We start from the raw sequence: 22,711 nt of genomic DNA on the forward strand, positions 1-22,711 counted from the left end.
CGATGACCCACCCCACGGACCTGATTCCCGCCCCGCTGTCGGCCGAGTACCCGGGGAGCGCCCCCGGGTCCTTCCCGCTCGACGAGCGGACCACGCTCGACGCGGGGCCCGGCACCGAGTCCACCGCCCGCTGGCTGCGCACCGCGCTGGGCGCCGCCACCGGCCTCCCGTTCGCCGACGGGACGGGCAGCCGCGCCGTACGCCTGCGGATCAGCGAGGAGGTGGCACGGGAGCACGGCCCGGAGGCGTACCGGCTGACCACCGAGAGCCCGGACGCCGCGGTCGTGATCGAGGGCGGCGGCCCCGCCGGGGTGTTCTGGGGCGCCCAGACCCTCCGTCAGCTGCTCGGCCCGGAGGCGTACCGCGCGGCGGCCGTCGGGGAGGGGCCCCGGGACCTCCCGTACGTGACGGTCGAGGACGCCCCCCGCTTCGGCTGGCGCGGCCTCATGCTCGACGTCTCCCGGCACTTCACGCCCAAGGAGGACGTCCTGCGGTACCTCGACCTCCTCGCCGCCCACAAGCTGAACGTCTTCCACTTCCACCTCACCGACGACCAGGGCTGGCGCATCGAGATCAAGCGCCACCCCCGGCTCACCGAGGTCGGCTCCTGGCGGGCCCGCAGCCGGTGGGGCCACCGGGCGTCGCCGCTCTGGGACGAGACCCCGCACGGCGGGTTCTACACCCAGGACGACATCCGCGAGATCGTCGCGTACGCCGCCGAGCGGCACATCACCGTCGTCCCCGAGATCGACCTCCCCGGCCACTCGCAGGCCGCCATCTCCGCGTACCCCGAACTCGGCAACACCGACGTCGTCGACACCGCCGCCCTCACCGTCTGGGACACCTGGGGCGTCAACCCCAACGTCCTGGCCCCCACCGAAGCCGTCCTGCGCTTCTACGAGGGCGTCTTCGAGGAGGTCCTCGACCTCTTCCCGGCGGCCACGTCGCCCTTCGTCCACGTCGGCGGCGACGAGTGCCCCAAGGACCAGTGGAAGGCCTCCCCGGCCGCCCAGGCCCGTATCAGGGAACTCGGGCTCGCCGACGAGGACGAGCTCCAGTCCTGGTTCATCCGGCACTTCGACCGCTGGCTCACCGCCCGCGGACGACGGCTCATCGGCTGGGACGAGATCCTGGAGGGCGGCCTCGCCGACGGGGCGGCCGTCTCGTCCTGGCGGGGGTACGGCGGCGGGATCGCCGCCGCCGAGGCCGGCCACGACGTCGTCATGTGCCCCGAACAGCACGTGTACCTGGACCACCGTCAGGCGCCGGGCGAGGACGAGCCGATGCCCATCGGGTACGTCCGCACCCTGGAGGACGTCTACCGCTTCGAGCCCGTCCCCCCGGGCCTCTCCCCGGAGGCCGCCGCCCACATCCTGGGAACCCAGGCCAACGTCTGGACCGAGGTCATGCAGAACCGGGCCCGCGTCGACTACCAGGTCTTCCCCCGCCTCGCCGCCTTCGCCGAGGTCGCCTGGTCCGCGCTGCCCGCTCCCGAGGCCCGCGACTACCCGGGCTTCGAGCGCCGTATGCGCACCCACTACCGGCGCCTCGACGCCCTCGGCGTCGACTACCGGCCGCCCGCCGGACCCCACCCCCGGCAGCGGCGCCCCGGAGTCCTCGGCCGCCCTCTGGAGGGCACGCCCCCGATCGTGTGAGAGACGCGAGGCCCACCCGGTGTCCCCCGTGACGGCACCGCCGCCCCCCGGCCCCGTCCCCCGTCCCGCGCCCGTCACCCAAGTGCGGCGAAACGGAAGTTACCGTCGCTCCTCGGGGCGTCCGGGACGGATCAGTCCTTCGCGGACCCTCGCGCCGGACCGCTCGGAAGATGTGCCAGAGTTGCCACGTCCGGCCTGTGAGCACGTACGGTACGCCCACACGCAGGCGCGACCGCCGGGCACAGTCGGGGACCACCGGGACACCGGGAAGGGGCAGCGGGTTGACCACGCACGCACCACAGACGGCGCAGTCCGTGACGCTGCCCGCCTCGCTCGACGAGGCCGTGGCGGCGCTCACGGCCATGCCGGCCGCCGTGCCCGTCGCCGGTGGCACGGACCTCATGGCGGCCGTCAACAAAGGTCAGCTCCGCCCCGCCGGAGTCGTCGGCCTGAGCCGCATCAACGAGATCCGCGGCTGGCAGTACCAGGACGGACACGCCCTCCTCGGCGCGGGCCTCACCCACGCCCGGATGGGCCGCCCCGACTTCGCCGCCCTCATCCCGGCGCTCGCCGCCGCCTCCCGCGCCGCCGGACCGCCCCAGATCCGCAACGCGGGCACCCTCGGCGGCAACGTCGTCACCGCCGCGCCCACCGGCGACTCGCTGCCCGTCCTCGCCGCCCTGGAGGCCGACCTCGTCGTCCTCGGGCCGCTCGGCACCCGCGAGATCCCCGTCTCCCACCTGCTCGCGGGCCGCGACCTCCTCGCCCCCGGCGAGCTCGTCGCCTTCGTCCGCGTCCCGCTGCTCCACGCCCCCCAGGTCTTCGTCAAGGCCACCGGCCGCACCGGTCCCGCCCGTGCCACCGCCTCCGTCGCCGTAGTCCTCGACCCGGCCCGGCGCGGGGTGCGCTGCGCGGTCGGCGCCGTCGCGCCGATGCCGCTGCGCCCGCTGGAGGCGGAGCGCTGGATCGCCTCGCTGGTGGACTGGGACAACGACCGGGGCCTCGCCCCCGAGGCGCTCGCGGCCTTCGGCGAGTACGTCGCCGCCGCCTGCATCCCGGATCCGCCGGGCGACGAGGTGTTGCCCCCGGCCGTACAGCACCTGCGGCGCACGGTCGCCGCACTCGCCCGACGGGCACTGGGGAGGGCACTCGCGTGAGCAGCGACGATCAGCAGCAGAACTCCGGCGGCTGGGAGCCGATCCCGCAGAGCGAGGGGTACGACGGCGACGCCACCGCGTTCGTCCAGCTGCCCCCCGACTTCATGCTGGACGGCGTCCCCCTGGAGGCCCCCGGCCACGGCTACGTACCGCCGATGATCACGCCGCTCCAGCCGCTCACCCCGACGGCGGAGACCGACCCGGCGGCGACCGGCCAGTGGTCGGTGCACCCGCCCACGCGGGCGGAGCAGCCGCGGTACTTCGACGGCGCCGAGTACGCCGAGCGGGACCCGTCGTTCCAGGGCGCCGAGCAGTTCCGGACGCCCCCGTACATCGAGCGGCCCGGGCAGGTGGAGTACACCGAGCAGCCCGAACACTTCGGGCGGAACGAATACTTCGGTCGGACCGGACATGACGGTCGGACCGGCCACGACGACCGGGCCGGGCAGGTCGAGTACGCCGAGCGGGACCCGCACGCGACGGCCGAGTGGCGCTTCACCGGCGCTCCGGCGCCCGCCGCCGACTCCGGCGCCACGGGCCAGTGGGCGATTCCGGTGGAAACGGACACGGTCGAGAGCGCCGCGGCGGCCGGGACGTACGGGGCCGGCGAGGCGGCGGAGGAGCCGGGAGGCTTCGATCCCCGGGCGACCCGGCACGACCGGCCCACCCCGCCCGCCCCGCCGTACGCCGAGGCCCCGTCGACCCTGCCCGGCGGCGCGCCCGCGCCGTGGGCGCTTCCGGCGGAGCCGGTGACGGAGTCCGCGGAGGCCACCGGCGAGCCGGGCGACGGCCGGGACCCGCGCCCGGAGACCGGACCGGAAGCCGGGCCCGACGGCGACGCGGAACCGGACGGGACGGCCGCCCCTCTGACGACCGCTGCGGACGGCGACGGAGAAGCCGAGGCGGCCACGGAGGCCGAGGCGGGGACGGACGCGCCCGACGCGGTCGCCACCGCTCCCGAACCGGAGCCCGCGGCCGAACCCGAGCCCGCGCCCGCCGTCTACGCCTCCACCGACAGCGACGAGCACCCCCACGCCTCGTACACCCTGCGGGTCAACGGCGCCGACCGGCCCGTCACCGGGGCCTGGATCGGCGAGTCCCTGCTCTACGTCCTGCGCGAGCGCCTCGGCCTCGCCGGGGCCAAGGACGGCTGCTCGCAGGGCGAGTGCGGCGCGTGCAACGTGCAGGTCGACGGCCGGCTCGTCGCCTCCTGCCTCGTCCCCGCGGCGACCGCCGCCGGGAGCGAGGTGCGGACGGTCGAGGGCCTCGCGGTCGACGGGGAGCCCTCCGACGTGCAGCGGGCCATGGCCAAGTGCGGCACCGTCCAGTGCGGCTTCTGCATCCCCGGCATGTGCATGACCGTGCACGACCTCCTGGAGGGCAACCACGCCCCCACCGAGCTGGAGGCCCGCCAGGCGCTCGCCGGCAACCTGTGCCGCTGCTCCGGCTACCGGGGCGTCCTCGAAGCCGTACGGGACGTCGTCACCGAGCGCGAGGCGAGCGCGGCTGCCACCGCGTCCGATGCCGCCGACGAGCTCCGTGTCCCGCACCAGATTCCCCACCCGCACGACGGAGGCATGGCGTGAGCACCGACGCGACCACCGCCGTTCCCACGGCCCCGGTCCTGGACACCCCCGGGCCCCTCGGGCAGGAGCAGGCCGCCCACGGCCTCGGCACCTCGCTGCCGCAGGCCGAGGCCCGGGCCAAGACCGAGGGCACCTTCCCGTACGCCTCCGACCTGTGGGCCGAGGGGCTGCTCTGGGCCGCGATACTGCGTTCCCCGCACCCGCACGCCCGCATCGTCTCCGTCGACACCGCCGCCGCGACCGCCATGCCGGGGGTACGCGCCGTGGTGACGGCCGCCGACGTACCGGGCGCCTCGACCTACGGCCGCCGCGTCGCCGACCGGCCGGTCTTCGCCGCCGACCTGGTCCGGCACCACGGCGAGGCCATCGCCGCCGTCGCCGCCGACCACCCCGACACCGCCCGGCTCGCCGCCGCCGCGATCAGCGTCGAGTACGAGCTCCTCGACCCGGTCACCGACCCGGAGAAGGCCTTCGCCGCCGAGGCCCTGCACCCCGACGGCAACCTGATCCGCCACATTCCGCTGCGCTTCGGCGACCCGGACGCGACGGGCGAGATCGTCGTCGAGGGCCTCTACCGGATCGGACGCCAGGACCCGGCTCCGATCGGCGCCGAGGCGGGCCTCGCCGTACCGCGCCCCGACGGCGGGGTGGAGCTCTACACCGCCTCGACCGACCCGCACACCGACCGGGACCTGGCCGCCGCCTGCTTCGGGCTCCCGCCCGAGCAGGTCAAGCTCGTCGTCACCGGCGTCCCCGGCGCCACCGGAGACCGCGAGGACCCCGGCTTCCAGATCCCCCTGGGCCTCCTCGCGCTCCGCACCGGCTGCCCGGTCAAACTCACCGCCACCCGCGAGGAGTCCTTCCTCGGCCACGCCCACCGCCACCCCACGCTGCTGCGCTACCGGCACCACGCGGACGCGGAAGGACGCCTGGTGAAGGTGGAGGCGCAGATCCTGCTCGACGCGGGCGCGTACGCCGACTCCTCGTCCGAGTCCCTCGCGGCGGCCGTGGCCTTCGCCTGCGGCCCGTACGTCGTCCCGCACGCCTTCGTCGAAGGCTGGGCGGTCCGCACCAACAACCCGCCGTCCGGCCACGTGCGGGGCGAGGGCGCCATGCAGGTCTGCGCCGCCTACGAGGCGCAGATGGACAAGATCGCGGCGAGACTGGGCGTGGACCCGGCCGAGTTGCGCATGCGGAACGTCCTGGCCACCGGCGACATCCTGCCCACCGGCCAGACGGTGACCTGCCCGGCCCCGGTCGGCGAACTCCTCTCCGCCGTACGGGACTTCCCGCTGCCCCCGCTCCCCAAGGACACCCCCGAGGGCGAGTGGCTGCTGCCCGGCGGCCCCGAGGGCGCGGGCGAACCCGGCGCGGTGCGCCGGGGCGTGGGCTACGCGCTCGGCATGGTGCACATGCTGGGCGCGGAGGGCGCCGACGAGGTCTCCACGGCGACCGTCCGGGTCCAGGACGGGGTCGCCACGGTCATCTGCTCGGCCGTGGACACCGGCTCGGGCTTCTCGACCCTCGCCCGCCAGATCGTCCAGGACACCCTCGGCATCGACGAGGTGCACGTCGCCCCCGTCGACACCGACCAGCCGCCCGCGGGACCGGCCGCCCACGGCCGCCACACCTGGGTCTCGGGCGGAGCCGTGGAACGGGCCGCGAAGATGGTCCGCACCCAGCTCCTCCAGCCGCTGGCCCACCAGTTCGGCATGTCGACGGAGCTGCTCCAGATCACCGACGGCAAGATCACCTCGTACGACGGGGTCCTCTCGACGACGGTCACCGAGGCGATGGACGGCAAGGAACTCTGGGCCACCGCCCAGTGCCGGCCCCACCCCACCGAGCCGCTCGACGAGGCCGGCCAGGGCGACGCCTTCGTCGGCCTCGCCTTCTGCGCGATCCGCGCCGTGGTCGACGTGGACATCGAACTCGGCGCCGTACGCGTCGTGGAGATGGCCGTCGCCCAGGACGTCGGCCGCGTCCTCAACCCGGCCCAGCTCGCCACCCGCATCGAGGCGGGCGTCACCCAGGGCGTCGGCGCGGCCCTCACCGAGAACCTCCGCACCGCCCGCGGCCTGGTCAGGCACCCCGACTTCACGGGGTACGCACTCCCGACATCCCTGGATGCCCCGGACATTCGCATCGTGAAACTGGTCGAGGAACGCGACGTCGTCGCCCCCTTCGGCGCCAAGGCCGCGAGCGCGATCCCGGTCGTCACCTCACCCGCCGCAGTGGCCTCAGCGGTGCGCGCGGCGACCGGACGGCCCGTCAACCGCCTCCCGATCCGCCCGCAGGCGGCCGTCGCCGTGCCCAATTCGTAACCATGTGATGTCCGTTGCTTGTGCAACCCGGAGGTGCGCACTGTCGTCGTTCCTGACTACAGTGAACTTCTAGACTTGTGCGGTACACGGCATGGTTGTTCACGGGGGAGGAGCGCGAGCGTGCTACCTGAGATGGGTGGTCTGACGTCCGGGATGCGGACGCAGGCGGTCAAGTACAGCGCCGACTCCATGGCTGAGCTGAAGACCGACGTCGACAAGCTCATCGTCTCGCTCGACAAGACGATGAAGACCACGGCCGATCCGAACGGCAGTGTGTCCGAGGTCGACCGGGCGAAGTTCGGCGGCGGCGGCGCCGCCTGGGCCGAGGCGCAGAGCGCGTACACCTCGTACGCCAAGGTCCGGCAGAGCCTGGTGGACCTGTCCAAGCTCCTCAAGGACTGCCTGGAGGGCCTCGGCATCGCCGCCGTCGCCTCCCAGGGAGGCATCGAGGCCATGGACGAGGACATCAAACTGAAGATGCGCGGCATCTACGAGCGCACGAAGGTCGCGCACGACCAGCACGAGCAGCAGAAGAACCAGAGCGACCCGACGGCCAACGGCAGCGACGGCACCACGGGCGGCGGATCCTTCCAGTAGGCGCGGCGCGGACGACCATTCGGGGACACGGGGAAGAGGCGAGAGATGATTCCGGCAGACGGAGGCGGGGGCTACAGCGGAACCAACTTCCGCGGTATGAGCCACCAGCAGATGCTGGCGTGGCTGGACGAGGCCAGCACGTTCTACGTCGGCGACGCGGCGAACGTGCTGCGCTCGACCGGTGAGCAGCTGAAGAGCATCGCCGACCGGCTCGTCAAGCGCATGAAGGAGATGGACTGGGAGGGCGAGGCGGAGAAGGCGTTCTCCGAGTGGGCCCTCTCGGTCGCCTCGTCGACCGACTCGCTCGGCGCGTACAGCGACGACGCCGCGTACTGGATGGAGGGCAACGCCACGGCCATCGCCGCGGCCGCCAGCGCCATCCCCCGGTACGTGTCGTACGAGAGCGCCAAGGAGAACCTGGCCGCCGCGCAGAAGTACCGCAACGACCCGGACGCGCAGACCGTCGCGCGCAACGCGAAGAACGCGATGCCCGCGTCCGAGGAGCTCTCGGCCATCAAGGCCAAGGAAGAGGCGAACCGGCTGGCGGCGGCCGAGCAGATGGAGCGGCTCTCGGGCACGTACGACTGGTCCAGCGACCGGATGGCGAGCCTGCAGGCACCTACGTTCCCGCCGCCGCCGGGGGCGTTCGTGCCCGAAAGCCAGACCAACAGGGACAGCGGCGAGTACATCGGCTCCTCTTCTCAGCAGTACGTTCGCTCCACGGGTACGGAATCCGGTACGGACTCGGGGCCGAGGCGGCCCGCGCCGACGCAGCCGGACCTGCCGCACGCGCCCGACACCAACGTCGTCCCGCCGACCGGGGACACCACCAGGCCGACGCACGTCGTCCCGCCGGAGCTGCGGCCCGAGGTGCCGGTGGACCTCGGCATCGACAGCGTGAACACCCTGCCGCCGACGACCACGACCGGACCGCAGACGCCGAACCCCGGCGGTCCGCCGCCGCTCACCAAGCCGGACGGAGGCATGCCTCCGTTCATCACCACCACCGGCATGCCGCCGATCACGTCGAAGGGCGGCCCCGGACCGCTGGCGCCCACCGGCCCCGTCACCGGCGGCACGCGCAACCCGACGACCGGCGGCCCGCGCGGCCTGCCGGGCGTCACCGGTCCGCTCGGCGGCGCCCGCGAGGGCATCAGCGGCGGCCGCGCGGTTCCCCAGACCACGGGCCGGCCCGCGACCGGCATCCCGCGCAGCACCGTCATCGGCACGGAGCAGGGCGGGCGCGGCGGCGCCGGAATGGGACGCGGCCCCATGGGCGGCGGCATGGGTGCCGGTATGGGCGGCGGCATGGGCGCCGGACAGAACGGCATCAGCGGCGGACGCCGCCTCGCCGGTGAGACCGGCGGAGTCGTCGGCGGCAAGGCGCAGCGCTCCGGCGCCGCGGGCGCGGCCGCGGGCGGCGCGCGTCCCTTCACGCCCGGCGGCTCCGGCCTCGTGCGCGGAGGCTCCACGCAGGCCGGCGAGGAGCGCGAGGAGCGGAACGGAGAGCGTCCCGACTACCTGGTCGAGGACGAGGAGACCTGGCAGCAGGGCAGCCGCCGCGCGGCCCCGCCCGTCATCGACTGACTCAGCGCGAGGAAGCAGCAGATGCGTACCAGCAGTATTCGACGGAGTCGTGCCCGAGCCACCGCTTCGGCCGCCTTGGGGATGCTGCTGGTGGGCATCGCATCCGTCCCCGCCCACGCGGAGGGCATCAGGTCCCAGCAGTGGCACCTGGACGCCATGGGCGCCGAGAAGATCTGGCAGCTCAGCACGGGTGAGGGCATCACCGTCGCGGTGATCGACTCCGGGGTCGACACGAGCGTCCCGGACCTTCGCGGCCGGGTGCTCCCGGGCAAGGACCTCGCACCGGAGGAGTCGGGCGACGAGACCACCGACTACGTCAATCACGGCACGGGTATGGCCGCTCTGATCGCCGGTACCGGGGCGAAGGACGGTGGGAACGGGTCCTTTGGCCTCGCGCCGGACGCCAAGATCCTGCCGATCCGCGTCCCCGGTATCGAAAAGGGCGACGGCAGCATGGCCGACAGCGACGAGTGGTTCAACCGCGTCGTCCCACAGGCGATCAAGTCGGCTGCCGACTCCGGCGCCCAGGTCATCAACGTCTCCCTGGGTGCCACCGCGGGCTCGAAGGCCCTCACCGAATCGGTGAAGTACGCGCTGGACAAGGGGTCCTTGGTCTTCGCCGCCGTCGGGAACAGTGGCGACAAGGACAACGCGGTCGAGTACCCGGGGGCGACCCCCGGCGTGGTCGGAGTCGGCGCCGTCGACAACCAGGGGAAGCGCGTCGCGAACTCCCAGTACGGCCCCCAGGTCGACGTCGTAGCCCCGGGCAAGGACATGGTGCATGCCTGCAGCGGCGGCACCGGGCTCTGCAAGTCCACCGGTACCAGTGACGCCACCGCCCTAGCCTCGGCCGCCGCCGCGCTCCTCTGGTCGAAGCACCCCGACTGGACCAACAACCAGGTCCTGAAGGTCATGCTCGACTCCGTCGCCGGGCCCAGTGGGGGCGAGAAGCGCAGCAACCACGTCGGGTACGGCGCCCTGCGGCCCCTGCGTACGCTGAAGACGCCCGGCGACCCCGGTCCGGCCGACGTCCGGCCCATCGACGACCTCACCGAGGCCCCGACCGCCACCCCGACCCCGACGACGGGCGAACTGCCCTCGGCCGGCCCGGCTCCGGCGGACTCCTCCGCCGCCCCGGCGCCCGGACCCGTCGCGAGCGAGGACGAGGGCGGCGACACCGGCCTCTGGATCGGGCTCGGCATCGGCGCGGCCGTGTTGATCGCCGCCGCCGTCGCCGTACCCGTACTCCGGTCCCGGCGGGGCTGAGGAACGGTCGTCCGGGCCCCGTCGGGGCCCGGACCGGTCCGGTCTCAGCTGCCGTAGACCGGCATGGCGTAGACCCGCCCGCCACGGGCGACGAAGACGCGGTTGCCGTCGCTCGCCAGCTGGTAGGCGCCCTCGCGCGGGACCGTCGCGGTGAAGAGACTGTCGTGGCTCGTCCTGTGGAGGACCTCGATCTGGCTGTTGTCGGGTGAGCTGACCCAGATCGTCGCGCCCGCCACGACAGGGGGGTTGCGGGGACCGGAGTTGGGGCCCAGGCCGTCCAGGACCGCGGACCAGTCGGAGAGCGGGAAGTCGAGGTCCAGCATCGTGCCGTAGCGGTAGACCTGGTAACCCTTGACCGCGATGACGTAGTCGCCGTCCGCGGCCAGCGTCTCCCAGGTGTCGTCGCCGCTCGCCTCCTCGTCCCACAGGTAGTCGCCGCGTTCGAGTCGGCGGGCCATGAGCACAGGCCCGCCCAGGTAGGCGGTGTTGTCACCGAGGACGGGGCTCTCGCCCTCGGTGCCCTGGTTCCTGACGTCCCAGTCCGTCTCGCCCGTCTCCGTGAAGAGGGCGGTGACATGGCCGTCCCTGCCGTGGATGACGAGCCGCTTCCTGCCCACCGCGGCCTTCGCGGGGCCGGTCGGGAAGCGGGGGGACGGCATCGGGCGCGTCCATGTGGTGGCGAGGGTCCAGGCGTCGACCGCGCGGAGTTCGTTCTTCTGCGTCACCAGGTAGACGTGGGTGTCGTCGGCCGCCAGGATGTGGTCGATGTCGTTCTGGCTCTGCCAGACGGGTTTCCCGGTGGAGGCGACGAAGGCGTGTGCGACGCCGTTCTTGTCCACGCCCACGACGAGCCGGTCGGCGACGGAGACGAAACCCGGGGCGCCCTCGATCTCCTTGGCCCGCCACCGTTCCCTGCCGTCCGTCACGGAGAGCGCGAGCAGCCCGCCCTCCGCCGCCTGCATGATCACCACGTCCCGTACGGGAAGCGGGAGCGGGCCGTTCGGGGCCGCGACCTGACGGGGCCCCCACAGGGGCTCGGGGCGCTCGCCGTACGGGGTGTCGATGATCGAGACGAAGGCCGCCTCGGGGGTCGGCACGGCGGGCGGCACATCGGCGGTCGGTGACTTCTTCCCGCCCCGGTCGAGCCACCACGCTCCGGCCCCGCCGCCCGCGCCCAGGACCGCCACGCCCACGGCCGCGCCGGTGAGGAAGCGGCGCCGGGACGGCCCGGCGCCGGGCACGGCCGTCTCCTCGGGGGCCGCCAGGCGCTTCGTCGCGGTCTCGCGCCGCCTGATGTCCTCGGCGAGCGGACCCTTGCGCCAGACGCGGTCGGCGCCCTTCGGCGGGGCGAAGGCCTGGACCACCTGCGGCGGGGACGGCCGGAACGCCGGGTCCTTCGCCAGACAGGGGCCGATCAGGTCCTGGAGCTCCGGCGGCACCTGGTCGAGGTCGGGGGCGCCGTGGACGACCTCGTACTGCACGGCCGCCACGTGCGCCGCGACGAAGGCGCGCCGGCCGCTCGCCGCGAAGGCGAGGACCGCGCCGAGCGAGAACACGTCCGACGCCGGGCCGACGCGCTGCCCGAGGACCTGTTCCGGCGCGCCGTACCCCGGGGTGACCGGGATCTGCCCGGTCGTCGTGAGGGTGAGTCCGTGCTCGGGGCGGGCGATGCCGAAGTCGATGATCCGGGGGCCGGTCGAGGTGAGCACGATGTTCGCGGGCTTCAGGTCACGGTGGACGAGCCCGGCGGCGTGGATGTCCCGCAGCGTCCGGGCGAGCTGCGCGGCGAGGGCGCGGACCGTCGGTACGTCCATCGGCCCGTGGTCCTGGACGGCGACGTCCAGCGTCGGTCCCGCGAGGAACTCGGCGGCGATCCACGGCCGTCCGCCCTCCGTCTGCGCGTCGAGGACCCGCGCCACGCCGGGGCTGGTGACGGCCCGCGCCATGTCGGCCTCGCGGACGAAGCGCTGGGCGAGGTGCTGGTCGTGGGCGAGTTCGGGACGCAGGACCTTGACGGCCGCGGGGGCGCCTGAGCCGTCACGGCCGACGTACACCTTGCCCATGCCGCCCTCGCCGAGGATGCCGAGCAGGCGGTACGGGCCGAGCCGGAGCGGATCGCCGACGGCGAGGGGCTGCGTGGTCACGAGGGATGCTTTCCGGTTCGTTGGTGGTGAGTCGGAGGGGGTGAGCGGGGCCGGGGGTCACTCGAACGGGATGGCCATGACGGACGTCTCCCCGGCCCCGATGACGCGGCTCCGCTCCTGGTCGACGACGTACCGCGTGGCGTCCGTCGGGAAGACCCAGGCCGAGGTGCGGGTCGACAGGTCGACCGCGCTCAGGCCGCCCCGTACGGGGGCGTAGGCGTACTTGGTGCCGATCACCGGCTTGGTCAGGGAGAGGGGGGTCAGCGGGCGGGTGCCGGGCTCCTCCGTCCAGCGCGTGAGGCCGTTGGTCGCGCCGACGGACACCAGCCCCTTGCCGGCCACGTTCGCGTAGACGAGGTTGCCCGCGACGGCGGGGACGCCGTAGCCCAGCGGATCGGTGCCGGTGCCGTACTCCCACGCGATCGCCCCGTCCGACAGGCGGATCGCCCGCAGGCGGTCGCCGCCCAGGTAGACGTGCCGGTCGTCGATCGTGAGGTGGCCGGGTTTGAGCGAGGCGGACTCCGTCAGCGGGAGCCGTCGCTTCCACAGCTGCCGGCCGGTGCGCACGTCCCGCGACTGGACCAGGAAGCTGTCGAGGTCGCCGCTGTTCTTGCCGAGGATCAGCCGGTCTCCGACGACCTGGGCGAGCCAGGGCCGGACGCCGTCCCATTCGTACGGCTGCCGCCACGCCTCCTTGCCCGTCCGCAGGTCGACGGCGAGCAGGTGCCAGCCGACGTTGTCCGCGTCCGGGTCGATCTCCCGCTTGCCGAGGCGTGAGGCGGTGAAGAGGGTTCCTCCGGACGCCGTCAGGAGCTGCGTGGTCGTTCCGTCGATGCCCTTCAGCTCGATGGTCCGCGCCGTCTCCTTGCCCGTGCGCGGCGCGAGGGTACGGATCTTCAGGAGGCCCGGGCCCGCGTAGTTGCCGTCGGACAGGTAGTAGCTCGTGCCGTCGGTGGTGACCTGGTGGGGCTCCATGACCGCCGACTCCTCCCAGAGCTCCTCGCCGCTCTTCGTGTCGACGGCGCGGAAGGAGACGGTCTCGGCGAAGCCCACGACGTCCTCGCCGGCGAGCAGTGGGGTGGTCCGCTGCTCGCGGTCGAGGACGGTGCCCTGCCACAGCGGCTTGGGCGAGCCGTCGGCGGCGGTCGGGGCGGGGAGGGCGGTGGGGCCGTCCGAGGCCTGGGAGCCGCCGGTGGACCGGGGGGTGCCCCGGGAGTTCAGCCACGCCCACCCTCCGGCGCCCGCTGCCGCGAGGCCGAGGAGGGAGCCGCCGCCGAGGGTCAGGGCGCGGCGGCGGGAGAGCGGGGTGCTGGGGACGGTCTCCGCCACGGCCGCGCCCGCCGGGGCGGGCAGCCGGTGCGGCGCGTGCAGCCAGACGTCGGTCGCGCGGCGGGCGATGTCGGCGAGGACCAGCGGCGGCAGGTGGTCGGCGAACTCGCCGTGGCCGTCGTGGAGTCGGTCGATCAGGGTGCCGGTCGTGGGGCGGGCGGCCGGCTCCTTGGAGAGGCAGGCCGTCAGGAGCGGCAGCAGCGCCTCAGGAACACCGGTGAGGTCGGGATCGGCGTAACGGACCCGGTAGAGGAGGTCGGCGGCGGAGCCCGTACCGAAGGGTCCGTGGCCGGTGGCGGCGAAGACGAGTACGCCGGCGAGGGCGAACACGTCGCCCGCGGGCGGGTGTTCCTGGCCGCTCGCCTGCTCCGGCGACATGAAGGCGGGCGTGCCGGCCGCCGCGCCCGTACGGGTGAGGTGCTCGTCGCCGGCCGCGCGGGCGATGCCGAAGTCGATGATCTTCGGGCCGTACGCGGTGACGAGGACGTTCGACGGCTTGAGGTCGCGGTGGACCACGTCCGAGGAGTGCAGCTGGGCGAGGGCACCGGCGAGCGCGGCGCCGAGGGCGCGGACGGTCGGCTCGGGGAGCGGACCGCCGAGCGCTACGGCGTCGTCGAGCGGCGGTCCGAGGACGTACTCGGTGGCCAGCCACGGCGTCTCGGCCAGCGGGTCGGCGTCGACGACGGCCGCTCCGTGGCGCGCGCCGATGATCCGCGCCGCGTCCGCCTCCAGACGGAAGCGGGCCCGGAAGGCGGGGTCGGTGGCGAGGCGGGCGTGCACGGTCTTCAGGGCGACGGTACGGCCGCCGGGGGTGCGCGCCAGGTAGACCGTGCCCATGCCGCCGGAGCCGAGGCGGGCGAGGAGACGGTACGAGGCGACGGCGGCCGGGTCGTCGTGGGTCAGGGGCGACAGCATGGGATGTGGGGTCCGTCAGTCCGGGGGAGGGAGGGGGAGAGGCGAGGGCCGGGGGTCTTCCGGGGTGGTCAGACCCGGGCCGGCGCGGGCAGCTCGGCGGCGAGGAGTTCGGATGACTGCCGGGCCAGCGCGGCGACCACCCGACCCGGCAGCCAGCCGGGGGCGAGCAGCGAGCCGGCCGAGTTCAGCACCGTCTCGTGCGTGGTGGGCGGCGCGAGCGCGGCCGTCAGGGCGGCCGCCGTGGGCCGGTCGGCGGGGTCGCGGGCCAGACAGGACGAGATCACCGGGCGCAGGGCGGGCGGGAGTTCGTCCCGCTCGGGAACGGTGTGACCGGTGGCGGCGTACGCGAGGACCGCGCCGAGCGCGAAGACGTCGCCCGGCGGGCGCGGACGGCCGCCCGAGGCCTGCTCGGGGGCGAGCGCCCCGGGGTCGAGGCCGGGCAGGCCGGTGCGCGGTTCGCCGTCGGCCGAGGCGGCCCGTACCGCGCCGTAGCAGGTCAGCCGGGGGCCGTCGGCGGTGAGCAGGACGGCGGCGGGGGAGACCCCGGCATGCGTGAGGCCCTGGCCGTGCGCGGCGGCCAGCGCCTCGGCGAGGGCGGCGCCGACGGCCCGGACGGTGGTCTCGGGCAGCGGGCCGCCGTGCACGGAGAGGGCCACCGGCAGCGGGAGCGCGGGAAGGTACGGGCTGGCGTACCAGGGGGCTTCGCCGGGGCCCGCCACGCCGGTCACCGGGGCGATCCAGGGGCCGAGGAGGAAGCGGGCGGCGTCGGCCTCGACCGCGAACCGGGCGGGATCGGTGCCGGGCAGCGGGGTGCTGAGCAGCACGGTGTGCGCGCCGTCCTCGGTGCGGGCCACGAAGCGGCGGCAGGGGAGGGTGGCGTGGGGCGGGTCGAGGCGGGTGATCAGCCGGAAGGGTCCGATCCGCCGCGCGGATTCCCTTTCTGTGCGCGACTGTTCCACCGGTCCTGCCCCCCGTCGTCCGTGCGCCCCGTGGTGACGGGGGCGGGTCGAGCCTACCGAGGCGGGGTCGCGGGGCCGTGCCCGGGAGGGGCGCCGGGACGGGGCCGGCCCCGCGTCGGTCCTCGGGGTGGCCGTCGGGGTGGTGCCCGGGGCGGCCGTGAAGTGGTCCGGGAAGTCCGGGCTGTCCGGGTTCGCGAAGGTGAAGTGGGCGCGCGGAGGCCGTGAAGATCCCGGGAGCGGCGCCGATTCCCTGTGGGGAGTGCTCGAACAGGTGCCCATGGGACTACGATCGCCGTGTTTCCGTGGGCACGGAACTTGCTGAGGCGAAGCCGGAACGATCACCGTCACGGGGGAGAGCATGTCGTTCGATCAGGAGTGGGCGTCGGTACGGACCACGTCCACCGCCAGCGTGGACATGAGGCTGAACCAGGTCGCTCCGGAACCCGGGGGCGGGGGCGGCGGAAACGCCGACCTCAACGTCGACCAGGACAAGCTCGGCGCCATCGGCGGCGCCGCCTACGCGCTGCACGGGCGACTGGTCAAGGACGGGAACCACGCGCGTACGAACACGACGGAGGCGGCGACGGGCATGTCCAGCCACGGCTTCCTCACCGGGTCCGCGATGTCGACCGTGCAGGAGACGTGGGGCTCGCAGCTGAACACGCTGCTCGACGCCTGCGCCAACATCTCCAACCACCTCGACTACAGCGCGTCCTCGCACGCCAAGGAAGAGGCGGACATCCAGGCGGCCCTCGCGGCCTCCAAGATCAACGAGTACTTCAAGTAGGCGGGGGACCTGCTGTGCTGACCTTTGACAACGTGTACCAGGCACCGCTCGACAAGATGAAGTCCGCGGCCGACGACTGGTCCGCGATGAAGGGCAAGCTGGACAAGCTCGCCGAGGACGCCCGTACGACGATGGCGGCGAAGGCCAAGGACGAGTACTGGCGCGGGGTGAACGCCGAGGTCACGAAGCCCTTCGTGGACAAGACCGCGAAGGAGTTCGACGACGCGGCCAAGGCCGCCGACGGTATCCACAAGGTCCTCGAGGACGGCTACAACGCCTTCAAGAAGGCGAAGGACGACCTCAAGAAGATCGTGGAGACGGATGCGCCGGCCAAGCGCTTCCGGGTGAGCTCCGCCGGCAAGGTCGAGGCCGTCGAACCGCTGTCGCAGACCAAGGACCAGGGGATGCGGCACGACCCCGACTTCCAGGACATGGTCCGCAAGGAGAGCGCCGACATCGCCGAGATGCAGCGGCGTATCGACGCGATCGTCGAGACCTGCGACGACGCGGACGTGTCCTGCTCCAACGCGCTCAAGGCCAACATCACCGGCGACAAGCACAACTTCAGCGGGCCCAAGTACACCAGCCTCGACGCCGAGGAGGCGCAGCGCGCCGTCGACCTGGCGAAGAAGGGCCGGGACATCTCGCACGAGGAGCTGATGCGCCTCAACGAGCTGCTCAAGGACAACAGCGGCTCGAAGGAGTTCTCCCGGACCTTCTACGACGGCATGGGTCCGAAGGGCGCGCTCGAGTTCTTCGGCCAGCTCTCCACGGACACCTACGACTACACGAAGGTCGACAAGCAGCGCCTCGCCGACGTCCAGGAACTCCAGAAGAACCTGGGCATGAACCTGGCGACGGCGACACAGGGCGGCGACGCGTGGACCGACAAGTGGTCCACGGAGATGCGCAAGCTCGGCACGGAGCGCATCCCGCTGGTCAAGTACGACAACAACCCGGCCTTCGGCTACCAGTTGCTCGGCGGCATCATGCGCTACGGCGACTACGACAAGAAGTTCCTGGTCCCGATCGCCGAACACGTCACCCAGCTCCACGCGAAGGACCCGTACCTGTTCGCGAACAGCAAGCCGATGATCAACGGCGGGCTGCAGAACCAGTACAACCCCTCCGGCGTCAACGGCGCCGGCTTCGACCCGATGGTCTCGATGCTGGAGGCGCTGGGACACAGCCCCGAGGCGTCGAAGGAGTTCTTCTCGAAGGACCCGACGTCCTACAACAAGGACGGCAGCCTCGGCGGGACGGTGGACCTCAACGGGAAGAAGGACGGCAAGCAGGCCGACTACCTCGACTACTTCGCCAACAAGGACTACACCTTCTTCCCCGACATCGACGGGCACGACCCGGACGCCGCCAAGAAGTCGGCCGACTACATGCCCGACGCCCTCGGCCACGCGCTGGAGGCGGCGACGCTCGGCCACGCCTGGGACGACCCGACACCGCAGCTGAAGCGGGACGAGACCACGGCCGAGATCATGACGGACGTCATGACGAAGTACGGCGACGACCCCGAACTGCTCAAGAAGTGGCAGTCCCCGCTGGCGGACAGCCTCGGCAACATGGGCGCCGGCTACATCGACGACCTCAACTGGGGTCTGGACAAGAACAACCCGGACAGCGTCTTCAACCCCACGAAGGACCCGTCGGCCCACCCCGAGTTCGGTCGCGAGGCGACGGTCAAGTTCCTCAGCACCCTCGGTCAGCACCCGGACGCGTACGCGACGATCTCGACGGCCGAGCGCCTCTACACCACCAGTGTCCTCGAAGCGCAGGTCGGCCCGGACGGAAAGATCGACGAGGGCCGTGCGCGGGGCGCGGTGTTCACGGGCGCCACCCTCCAGGGCCTGCTCGACGAGTCCCGGGGCGCGCAGGTCGAGGCCGAGGGCATGAAGAAGCACGAGGAGTACGAGAAGGCCCAGGCCGCCAAGGCCGGCTGGGTGGAGCTCGGCGCCACGGTGGGCATCGCGGCCGGTGTCGCCTTCCTGCCGGCCACCGCCGCGGTCGGCGCGGCCGCCATCCTCGTACCGCTCGCCGTCGACACCGGTTCGGGTGTCATGGAGCAGCTCGCCGGACAGGTCATCGGCGACTGGTCCGACAAGTCGATCGAGGAGAGCAAGGACAAGACCGAGGACAAGATCCACGAGGACAACGCGGCCATGTACACGGCCGGTCGGTACAGCGCCGAGTCCCCGATGGAGCGGTTCCTGTACGAGCACCGCGGCCAGGTCAGCAGCGAGTTCCGCCAGGACATGATCGAGTCCGTGGGCAACGGCTACGGCATGGGCAACGATCACGCGAAGCAGACCGGCAACGCCCCCGAGACCGGCTGAGCACCGGCCGACGACTCCACGAGGAATCCCGATGAGAAGAGCATCCGCGTCCGTGTCGACGGTATTGGCCCTCGGCCTGCTCCTCACCGCCTGCGGGGGCGGCGAGGAGGAGCCGCCGCAGGCCGCCCAGAAGTGCGACGGGACTCTGTCGCCCGCGGCCGTCGGGGCGCTCGAGTCGGTCCTCGGCACGAAGGAGTTCCACTCGACCGGTGCCGGACTCGACCGGACCGCGAAGGTACTGACCGAGGACCGGGCGAGCACGGGCAGGCCGCCGGGCCACCCCGCGATGTGCGAGGTCGGCACGGACGCCGCCCCCAGGGCCGGGGTCAAGATCGACCTCAGGCTCTACGAGGACGCCGACCTGTACGACGACGGCACCGAGTGGACGAAGTCCGGCCGGTACCTCTACGCGATGGGCCGGGAGACGAGCGCGGACAACAAGACCGCGCGCCTCTTCCTGGGCTGCGCCAGCCCCCGCCTGAAGGGCGCGGACGGGCAGCCCGCCCCCATCGAGGGCGTGCTCAGGTTCGACAAGCCGGTGAAGGGGGCCTACCCCGCCAACACCCCCGCCACCCGCGAGGCGTACCTCACCGTCCTCCACTCCGTCACGCTCGCGGTCGTGAAGGAACTGGGCTGCGAGAACAACGCGGGACTCACCGAGAAGCCCGTCTTCGAGGTGAAGAAGTGGCGAGGCGAGCGGTAGGGGCCACGGCGGCCGTCGCACTCCTCGCCCTGGCCGCCTCGGCCTGCCCGGGGGCGGGGAGTCGCGCGCCGACGCCGGGACCGAGGCCGGTCTCGCCCCGTGCCGGGCGGCCTTCGGGGCCGCGAACGTCGACGCGGTGCGGGCGGAGTTCGGGGAGGCGGGGGAGTCGGGAGGGAAGTTCCGGGCGTCCGGTCCGCCGGCCGACCGGATCAGGACCAAGGCGCTCGCCGAGGCGCGGGAGTGGGACCGCGCGGGCGACGACCTGCGGCGCGCCTTCTACGAGCCGTGCACCCTGGCGGGCGCCTGGGACGACGGGCCGCAGGAGGTCTCCGGCTCCGTCGGATGGTCGACCTCGACCATGGACGTGAACACCTCGCCCGGCGGTCTGCCCCGCTGGCGCGCGGTCTCCGAGGACGTGTACGTCGGGTCGCCCGCGTCCCGCGACCGGTCGCTCCTCATGCGGTGCACCGTTCCCGGTACCGCCCCCGAGCAGGGGCGGTGGCTGCCGCTGGAGGTCTCGGTGCGGGCGGACCGGACGAGCCCGGGGCTCAGGGACCGACTGCTCGCGGCCCTCGCCCGGAGCACGCGCGCGTCGCTCGGGTGCCGGGAGGAGCTGACCGTTCCCGACGACCTGACCTCGTGAGGCGGAGGCGTACGGGGCGGTTGGCGGGTTCCGTCGGCCCTCCGCCGGGTTCCGTCGGGCTTCGCCGGGTTCCGTCCGTCGGCCCTCCGCCGGGTTCCGTCAGTCCTCCGCCGGTACCTTCCCCGCCGACGGTGCCAGCTGGGACGCCAGCAGGACCGTCGCGCGGGTGATCAGGGCCGCCAGGAGGATCGTTCCGATGCCCTCGACCCGCAGTTCCGAGACCTTCGGGCCCAGCCAGGACAGCAGCCACCAGATGAGGGCGTCCTGGGCGAAGCCCGCCAGGCCGAGGGCGGCCAGGGCGGGGAGGGGGACGCGGCCCGAGGGGCCGATGTGGATCAGCTGGGTGAGGACCACCAGGACCAGCGTGGCGACGAGGACGGAGAGGACGGCGTCGACCGTCTCCGCGCCCAGGGTGATGCCGGGCAGCAGTACCCCGGCGAGGGCCACGCCGACGAGGACGGCCGGCTTGCGTCTGCCTTGATCGCTCATGGGCGGACTCTGGCACAGCCCGGCGCGGGTTGTGAAGATCCAGTGGAGACGGATCCCGTGGAGACCGTGATCGGAATCGAACCGACGTAACTCGCTTTGCAGGCGAGCCCCTCAACCACTCGGGCACACGGTCATGTGGTGCTTGATGACGACCGTAGGGCGGGGGCGGGAGGGGCTCAAGGGTTTCGGGGGCCGTGCCATGCGACTGCCATGCCGCTGCCACACCCCGTTCACAGTCGTACGTCCAAGGGCTGAGCCGGATCGGGACTCCTGACAGGGGTCATTCATGAGTTCACCTCTTACTCTGGGGGGATGAGCGCCCTCGAACCCCGCGACGCCGACGCGGCCACGGACCCGGACACACCCACCGACGTCGTGGGTAGACCCGGGCCCCCCGCCGCCTACGACGACGCCGAGGGGTCCCTCCTCGACCCGGCCCACCGGGCGCTCAGCATCGGCATCGTCTCGGTCGTCCTGCTCATCGCCTTCGAGGCGACCGCCGTCGGCACCGCCATGCCCGTCGCCGCCCGCGAGCTGAACGGCGTGTCCCTCTACGCCTTCGCCTTCTCCGCGTACTTCACCACCAGCCTCTTCGCCATGGTCCTGGCCGGGCAGTGGTCCGACCGGCGCGGCCCGCTCGCGCCCCTCACCGCCGGGATCAGCGCCTTCGCCGCCGGACTGCTGCTCTCCGGGACCGCCGGCGCCATGTGGATGTTCATCCTCGGCCGGGCCGTCCAGGGTCTCGGCGGCGGGCTCGTCATCGTCGCCCTGTACGTGATCGTCGGCCGGGCCTACGCGGAGCACCTCAGGCCCGCGATCATGGCCGCGTTCGCCGCGAGCTGGGTCATCCCCTCCGTCGTCGGCCCCCTCGCCGCCGGAACCGTCACCGAGCACCTCGGCTGGCGCTGGGTCTTCGTCGGCATCCCCGTCCTCGTCGTCTTCCCGCTGGCCCTCGCCCTCCCCGCGATCCGCCGCACCGCCTCCGGACCCGCCGACCCGGCCGCGCCCGTCTCCCCCTGGGACCGCCGCCGGATCCGCCTGGCGCTCGCGATCTCCGCGGGCGCGGCGCTCCTGCAGTACGCGGGCCAGGAGCTGCGCTGGCTCTCCCTGCTCCCGGCCGCCGTCGGCGTCGCCCTCATCGTGCCCGCCGTCCGCGGCCTCCTGCCGCACGGCACCCACCGGGCCGCCCGCGGCCTGCCGTCCGTCGTCCTGCTGCGCGGCATCGCCGCCGGCGCCTTCATCGCGGCCGAGTCGTTCGTGCCGCTGATGCTGGTCACCCAGCGGGGCCTGAGCCCCACCCTGGCCGGGCTCTCCCTCGCCCTGGGCGGCCTCACCTGGGCCCTCGGCTCCTGGATCCAGGCCCGGCCGTGGACGGAGCCGTACCGGGAGCGGCTCGTGGTCCTCGGCATGGTGCTGGTCGCGGTCGCCATCGCGGCCGCTCCGAGCGTCCTGATCACGGCGGTGCCGGTCTGGGTGATCGCGGCCGCCTGGGGCCTCGGCTGCCTCGGCATGGGCGCGGTGATCGCCTCGACGAGCGTGCTGCTCATGAAGCTCTCCGCGCCCGAGGAGGTCGGCGCGAACTCGGCCGCCCTGCAGATCTCGGACGGCCTCTCCAACGTCCTGCTCCTCGCCGCCGGCGGCGCCGCCTTCGCTGCCCTGGGCGGCGGCGCGGTCGGCCACGCGGTCACCTCCCACGCCTCCACCGGCTCCCACCCGGCGGCCTTCGCCGCGGTCTTCCTGCCGATGGCGGGCGTGGCGGCGGTGGGCGCGTGGGTGGCGACGCGGCTGCACGCGGCGCCGGTCCGGGGTTGAGCTCCCCGCGACGCGGCTGCGGGCGGCGGGGTGCGGGGCTGAGTCCGGGACGCCGGACTCCTCGACTCGGCGGTGCACCGCCCCTCGGCCGCGATGTTCGGCCAGGAGGCGTATCCCGACCTCGTGGGGAAGGCTGCCGCGCTCCTGCAGTCCCTGGCGGTCAACCGTCCCTTCGTCGACGGCAACAAGCGCACGGCCTGGCTGTCCTGCGTCACCTTCCTCGCCATGAACGGAGTCCAGCCGCGGCCGGACATCGACACGGCGGAACGCCTGGTCATCGCCGTGGCGACCGGTGAGACCGACGAGGTCGGGGCGATCGCGGCAGGGCTGCGCGAGCTGATCGCCCCCGACGCGGGGTGAGTTCCCCCGCGACGTGAGCTGAATCGCAACCGGGTCCCACCCGGCCCGTT

16 protein-coding genes, 1 tRNA gene and 1 pseudogene are annotated in these 22,711 nt (G+C 73.4%); 13 read left to right on the top strand and 5 right to left on the bottom strand.

Translation table 11 applies throughout. The features are described 5' to 3' along the window. The first annotated feature begins 2 nt into the window (after nucleotides 1–2). The 7 genes from ACRRSS_RS03930 (at nucleotide 3) to mycP (ending at nucleotide 10,172) form a co-directional block, all read left to right on the top strand. A complete protein-coding gene (locus ACRRSS_RS03930) occupies nucleotides 3–1,655 on the top strand; it encodes a beta-N-acetylhexosaminidase (RefSeq protein WP_435969817.1) in 1,653 nt (550 codons plus the stop codon). 281 nt (nucleotides 1,656–1,936) lie between these two features. Next, entirely contained in the window at nucleotides 1,937–2,812 is an 876-nt protein-coding gene (locus ACRRSS_RS03935; RefSeq protein WP_435969818.1) for an FAD binding domain-containing protein, read from the top strand. Then, nucleotides 2,809–4,398, top strand: coding sequence for a (2Fe-2S)-binding protein (locus ACRRSS_RS03940; protein WP_435969819.1), 1,590 nt, complete (start codon nucleotides 2,809–2,811; stop codon nucleotides 4,396–4,398). Before ACRRSS_RS03935 ends, ACRRSS_RS03940 begins: the two co-directional genes overlap by 4 nt. Then, on the top strand, nucleotides 4,395–6,722 hold the full coding sequence (locus ACRRSS_RS03945) for a xanthine dehydrogenase family protein molybdopterin-binding subunit (protein WP_435969820.1): 2,328 nt from the start codon (nucleotides 4,395–4,397) through the stop codon (nucleotides 6,720–6,722). Before ACRRSS_RS03940 ends, ACRRSS_RS03945 begins: the two co-directional genes overlap by 4 nt. 120 nt (nucleotides 6,723–6,842) lie before the next feature. After that, a complete protein-coding gene (locus ACRRSS_RS03950) occupies nucleotides 6,843–7,319 on the top strand; it encodes a hypothetical protein (protein ID WP_435969821.1) in 477 nt (158 codons plus the stop codon). Between the two features lie 96 nt (nucleotides 7,320–7,415). After that, entirely contained in the window at nucleotides 7,416–8,906 is a 1,491-nt protein-coding gene (locus tag ACRRSS_RS03955; RefSeq protein WP_435969822.1) for a hypothetical protein, read from the top strand. Nucleotides 8,907–8,987: 81 nt separating this feature from the next. Next, entirely contained in the window at nucleotides 8,988–10,172 is a 1,185-nt protein-coding gene (mycP, locus tag ACRRSS_RS03960; protein ID WP_435975245.1) for a type VII secretion-associated serine protease mycosin, read from the top strand. Between the two features lie 44 nt (nucleotides 10,173–10,216). Here the strand turns inward: mycP and ACRRSS_RS03965 are convergent, their stop codons facing one another. From ACRRSS_RS03965 to ACRRSS_RS03975, 3 genes are all read right to left on the bottom strand, one after another. Continuing rightward, nucleotides 10,217–12,316 carry a protein kinase domain-containing protein gene (locus tag ACRRSS_RS03965; protein ID WP_435969823.1) on the bottom strand — a complete coding sequence of 700 codons (2,100 nt, stop codon included), beginning with the start codon at nucleotides 12,314–12,316 and terminating at the stop codon, nucleotides 10,217–10,219. Nucleotides 12,317–12,373: 57 nt separating this feature from the next. After that, nucleotides 12,374–14,560, bottom strand: a complete 2,187-nt coding sequence (locus tag ACRRSS_RS03970; protein ID WP_435969824.1) for a protein kinase domain-containing protein — start codon at nucleotides 14,558–14,560, stop codon at nucleotides 12,374–12,376. 68 nt (nucleotides 14,561–14,628) lie between these two features. Beyond that, nucleotides 14,629–15,519 carry a serine/threonine protein kinase gene (locus ACRRSS_RS03975; RefSeq protein ID WP_435969825.1) on the bottom strand — a complete coding sequence of 297 codons (891 nt, stop codon included), beginning with the start codon at nucleotides 15,517–15,519 and terminating at the stop codon, nucleotides 14,629–14,631. A gap of 358 nt (nucleotides 15,520–15,877) precedes the next feature. On the opposite strand from ACRRSS_RS03975, the gene ACRRSS_RS03980 reads away from it, so the two are divergent. The 4 genes from ACRRSS_RS03980 (at nucleotide 15,878) to ACRRSS_RS03995 (ending at nucleotide 20,000) form a co-directional block, all read left to right on the top strand. Then, nucleotides 15,878–16,306, top strand: a complete 429-nt coding sequence (locus ACRRSS_RS03980) for a hypothetical protein (RefSeq protein WP_435969826.1) — start codon at nucleotides 15,878–15,880, stop codon at nucleotides 16,304–16,306. A gap of 14 nt (nucleotides 16,307–16,320) precedes the next feature. Then, on the top strand, nucleotides 16,321–18,654 hold the full coding sequence (locus ACRRSS_RS03985; RefSeq protein ID WP_435969827.1) for a hypothetical protein: 2,334 nt from the start codon (nucleotides 16,321–16,323) through the stop codon (nucleotides 18,652–18,654). A 52-nt stretch (nucleotides 18,655–18,706) separates the two neighbouring features. After that, nucleotides 18,707–19,357, top strand: a complete 651-nt coding sequence (locus tag ACRRSS_RS03990; protein WP_435969828.1) for a hypothetical protein — start codon at nucleotides 18,707–18,709, stop codon at nucleotides 19,355–19,357. Nucleotides 19,358–19,493: 136 nt separating this feature from the next. Continuing rightward, nucleotides 19,494–20,000, top strand: a complete 507-nt coding sequence (locus ACRRSS_RS03995; RefSeq protein ID WP_435969829.1) for a hypothetical protein — start codon at nucleotides 19,494–19,496, stop codon at nucleotides 19,998–20,000. Between the two features lie 99 nt (nucleotides 20,001–20,099). On the opposite strand, the gene ACRRSS_RS04000 is transcribed toward ACRRSS_RS03995, so the two are convergent. Both ACRRSS_RS04000 and ACRRSS_RS04005 read right to left on the bottom strand, forming a co-directional pair. Next, nucleotides 20,100–20,489 (bottom strand): hypothetical protein, encoded by a 390-nt coding sequence (locus ACRRSS_RS04000; protein ID WP_435969830.1) that lies wholly within the window; start codon nucleotides 20,487–20,489, stop codon nucleotides 20,100–20,102. 58 nt (nucleotides 20,490–20,547) lie between these two features. Next, a tRNA-Cys gene (locus ACRRSS_RS04005) sits at nucleotides 20,548–20,622 on the bottom strand. A 179-nt stretch (nucleotides 20,623–20,801) separates the two neighbouring features. Here ACRRSS_RS04005 and ACRRSS_RS04010 point away from each other — a divergent pair. Together ACRRSS_RS04010 and ACRRSS_RS04015 are read left to right on the top strand one after the other, a co-directional pair. Continuing rightward, the gene (locus ACRRSS_RS04010) at nucleotides 20,802–22,301 is read left to right on the top strand and encodes an MFS transporter (protein WP_435969831.1); all 1,500 of its coding nucleotides are present in this window, start codon (nucleotides 20,802–20,804) and stop codon (nucleotides 22,299–22,301) included. A 42-nt stretch (nucleotides 22,302–22,343) separates the two neighbouring features. After that, nucleotides 22,344–22,661 (top strand): annotated as a pseudogene (locus tag ACRRSS_RS04015) (type II toxin-antitoxin system death-on-curing family toxin); the annotation flags it as partial. Nucleotides 22,662–22,711: the final 50 nt, after the last annotated feature.

The sequence above is a fragment of the Streptomyces sp. Qhu_M48 genome (assembly GCF_051305195.1).
Classification (GTDB): domain Bacteria; phylum Actinomycetota; class Actinomycetes; order Streptomycetales; family Streptomycetaceae; genus Streptomyces.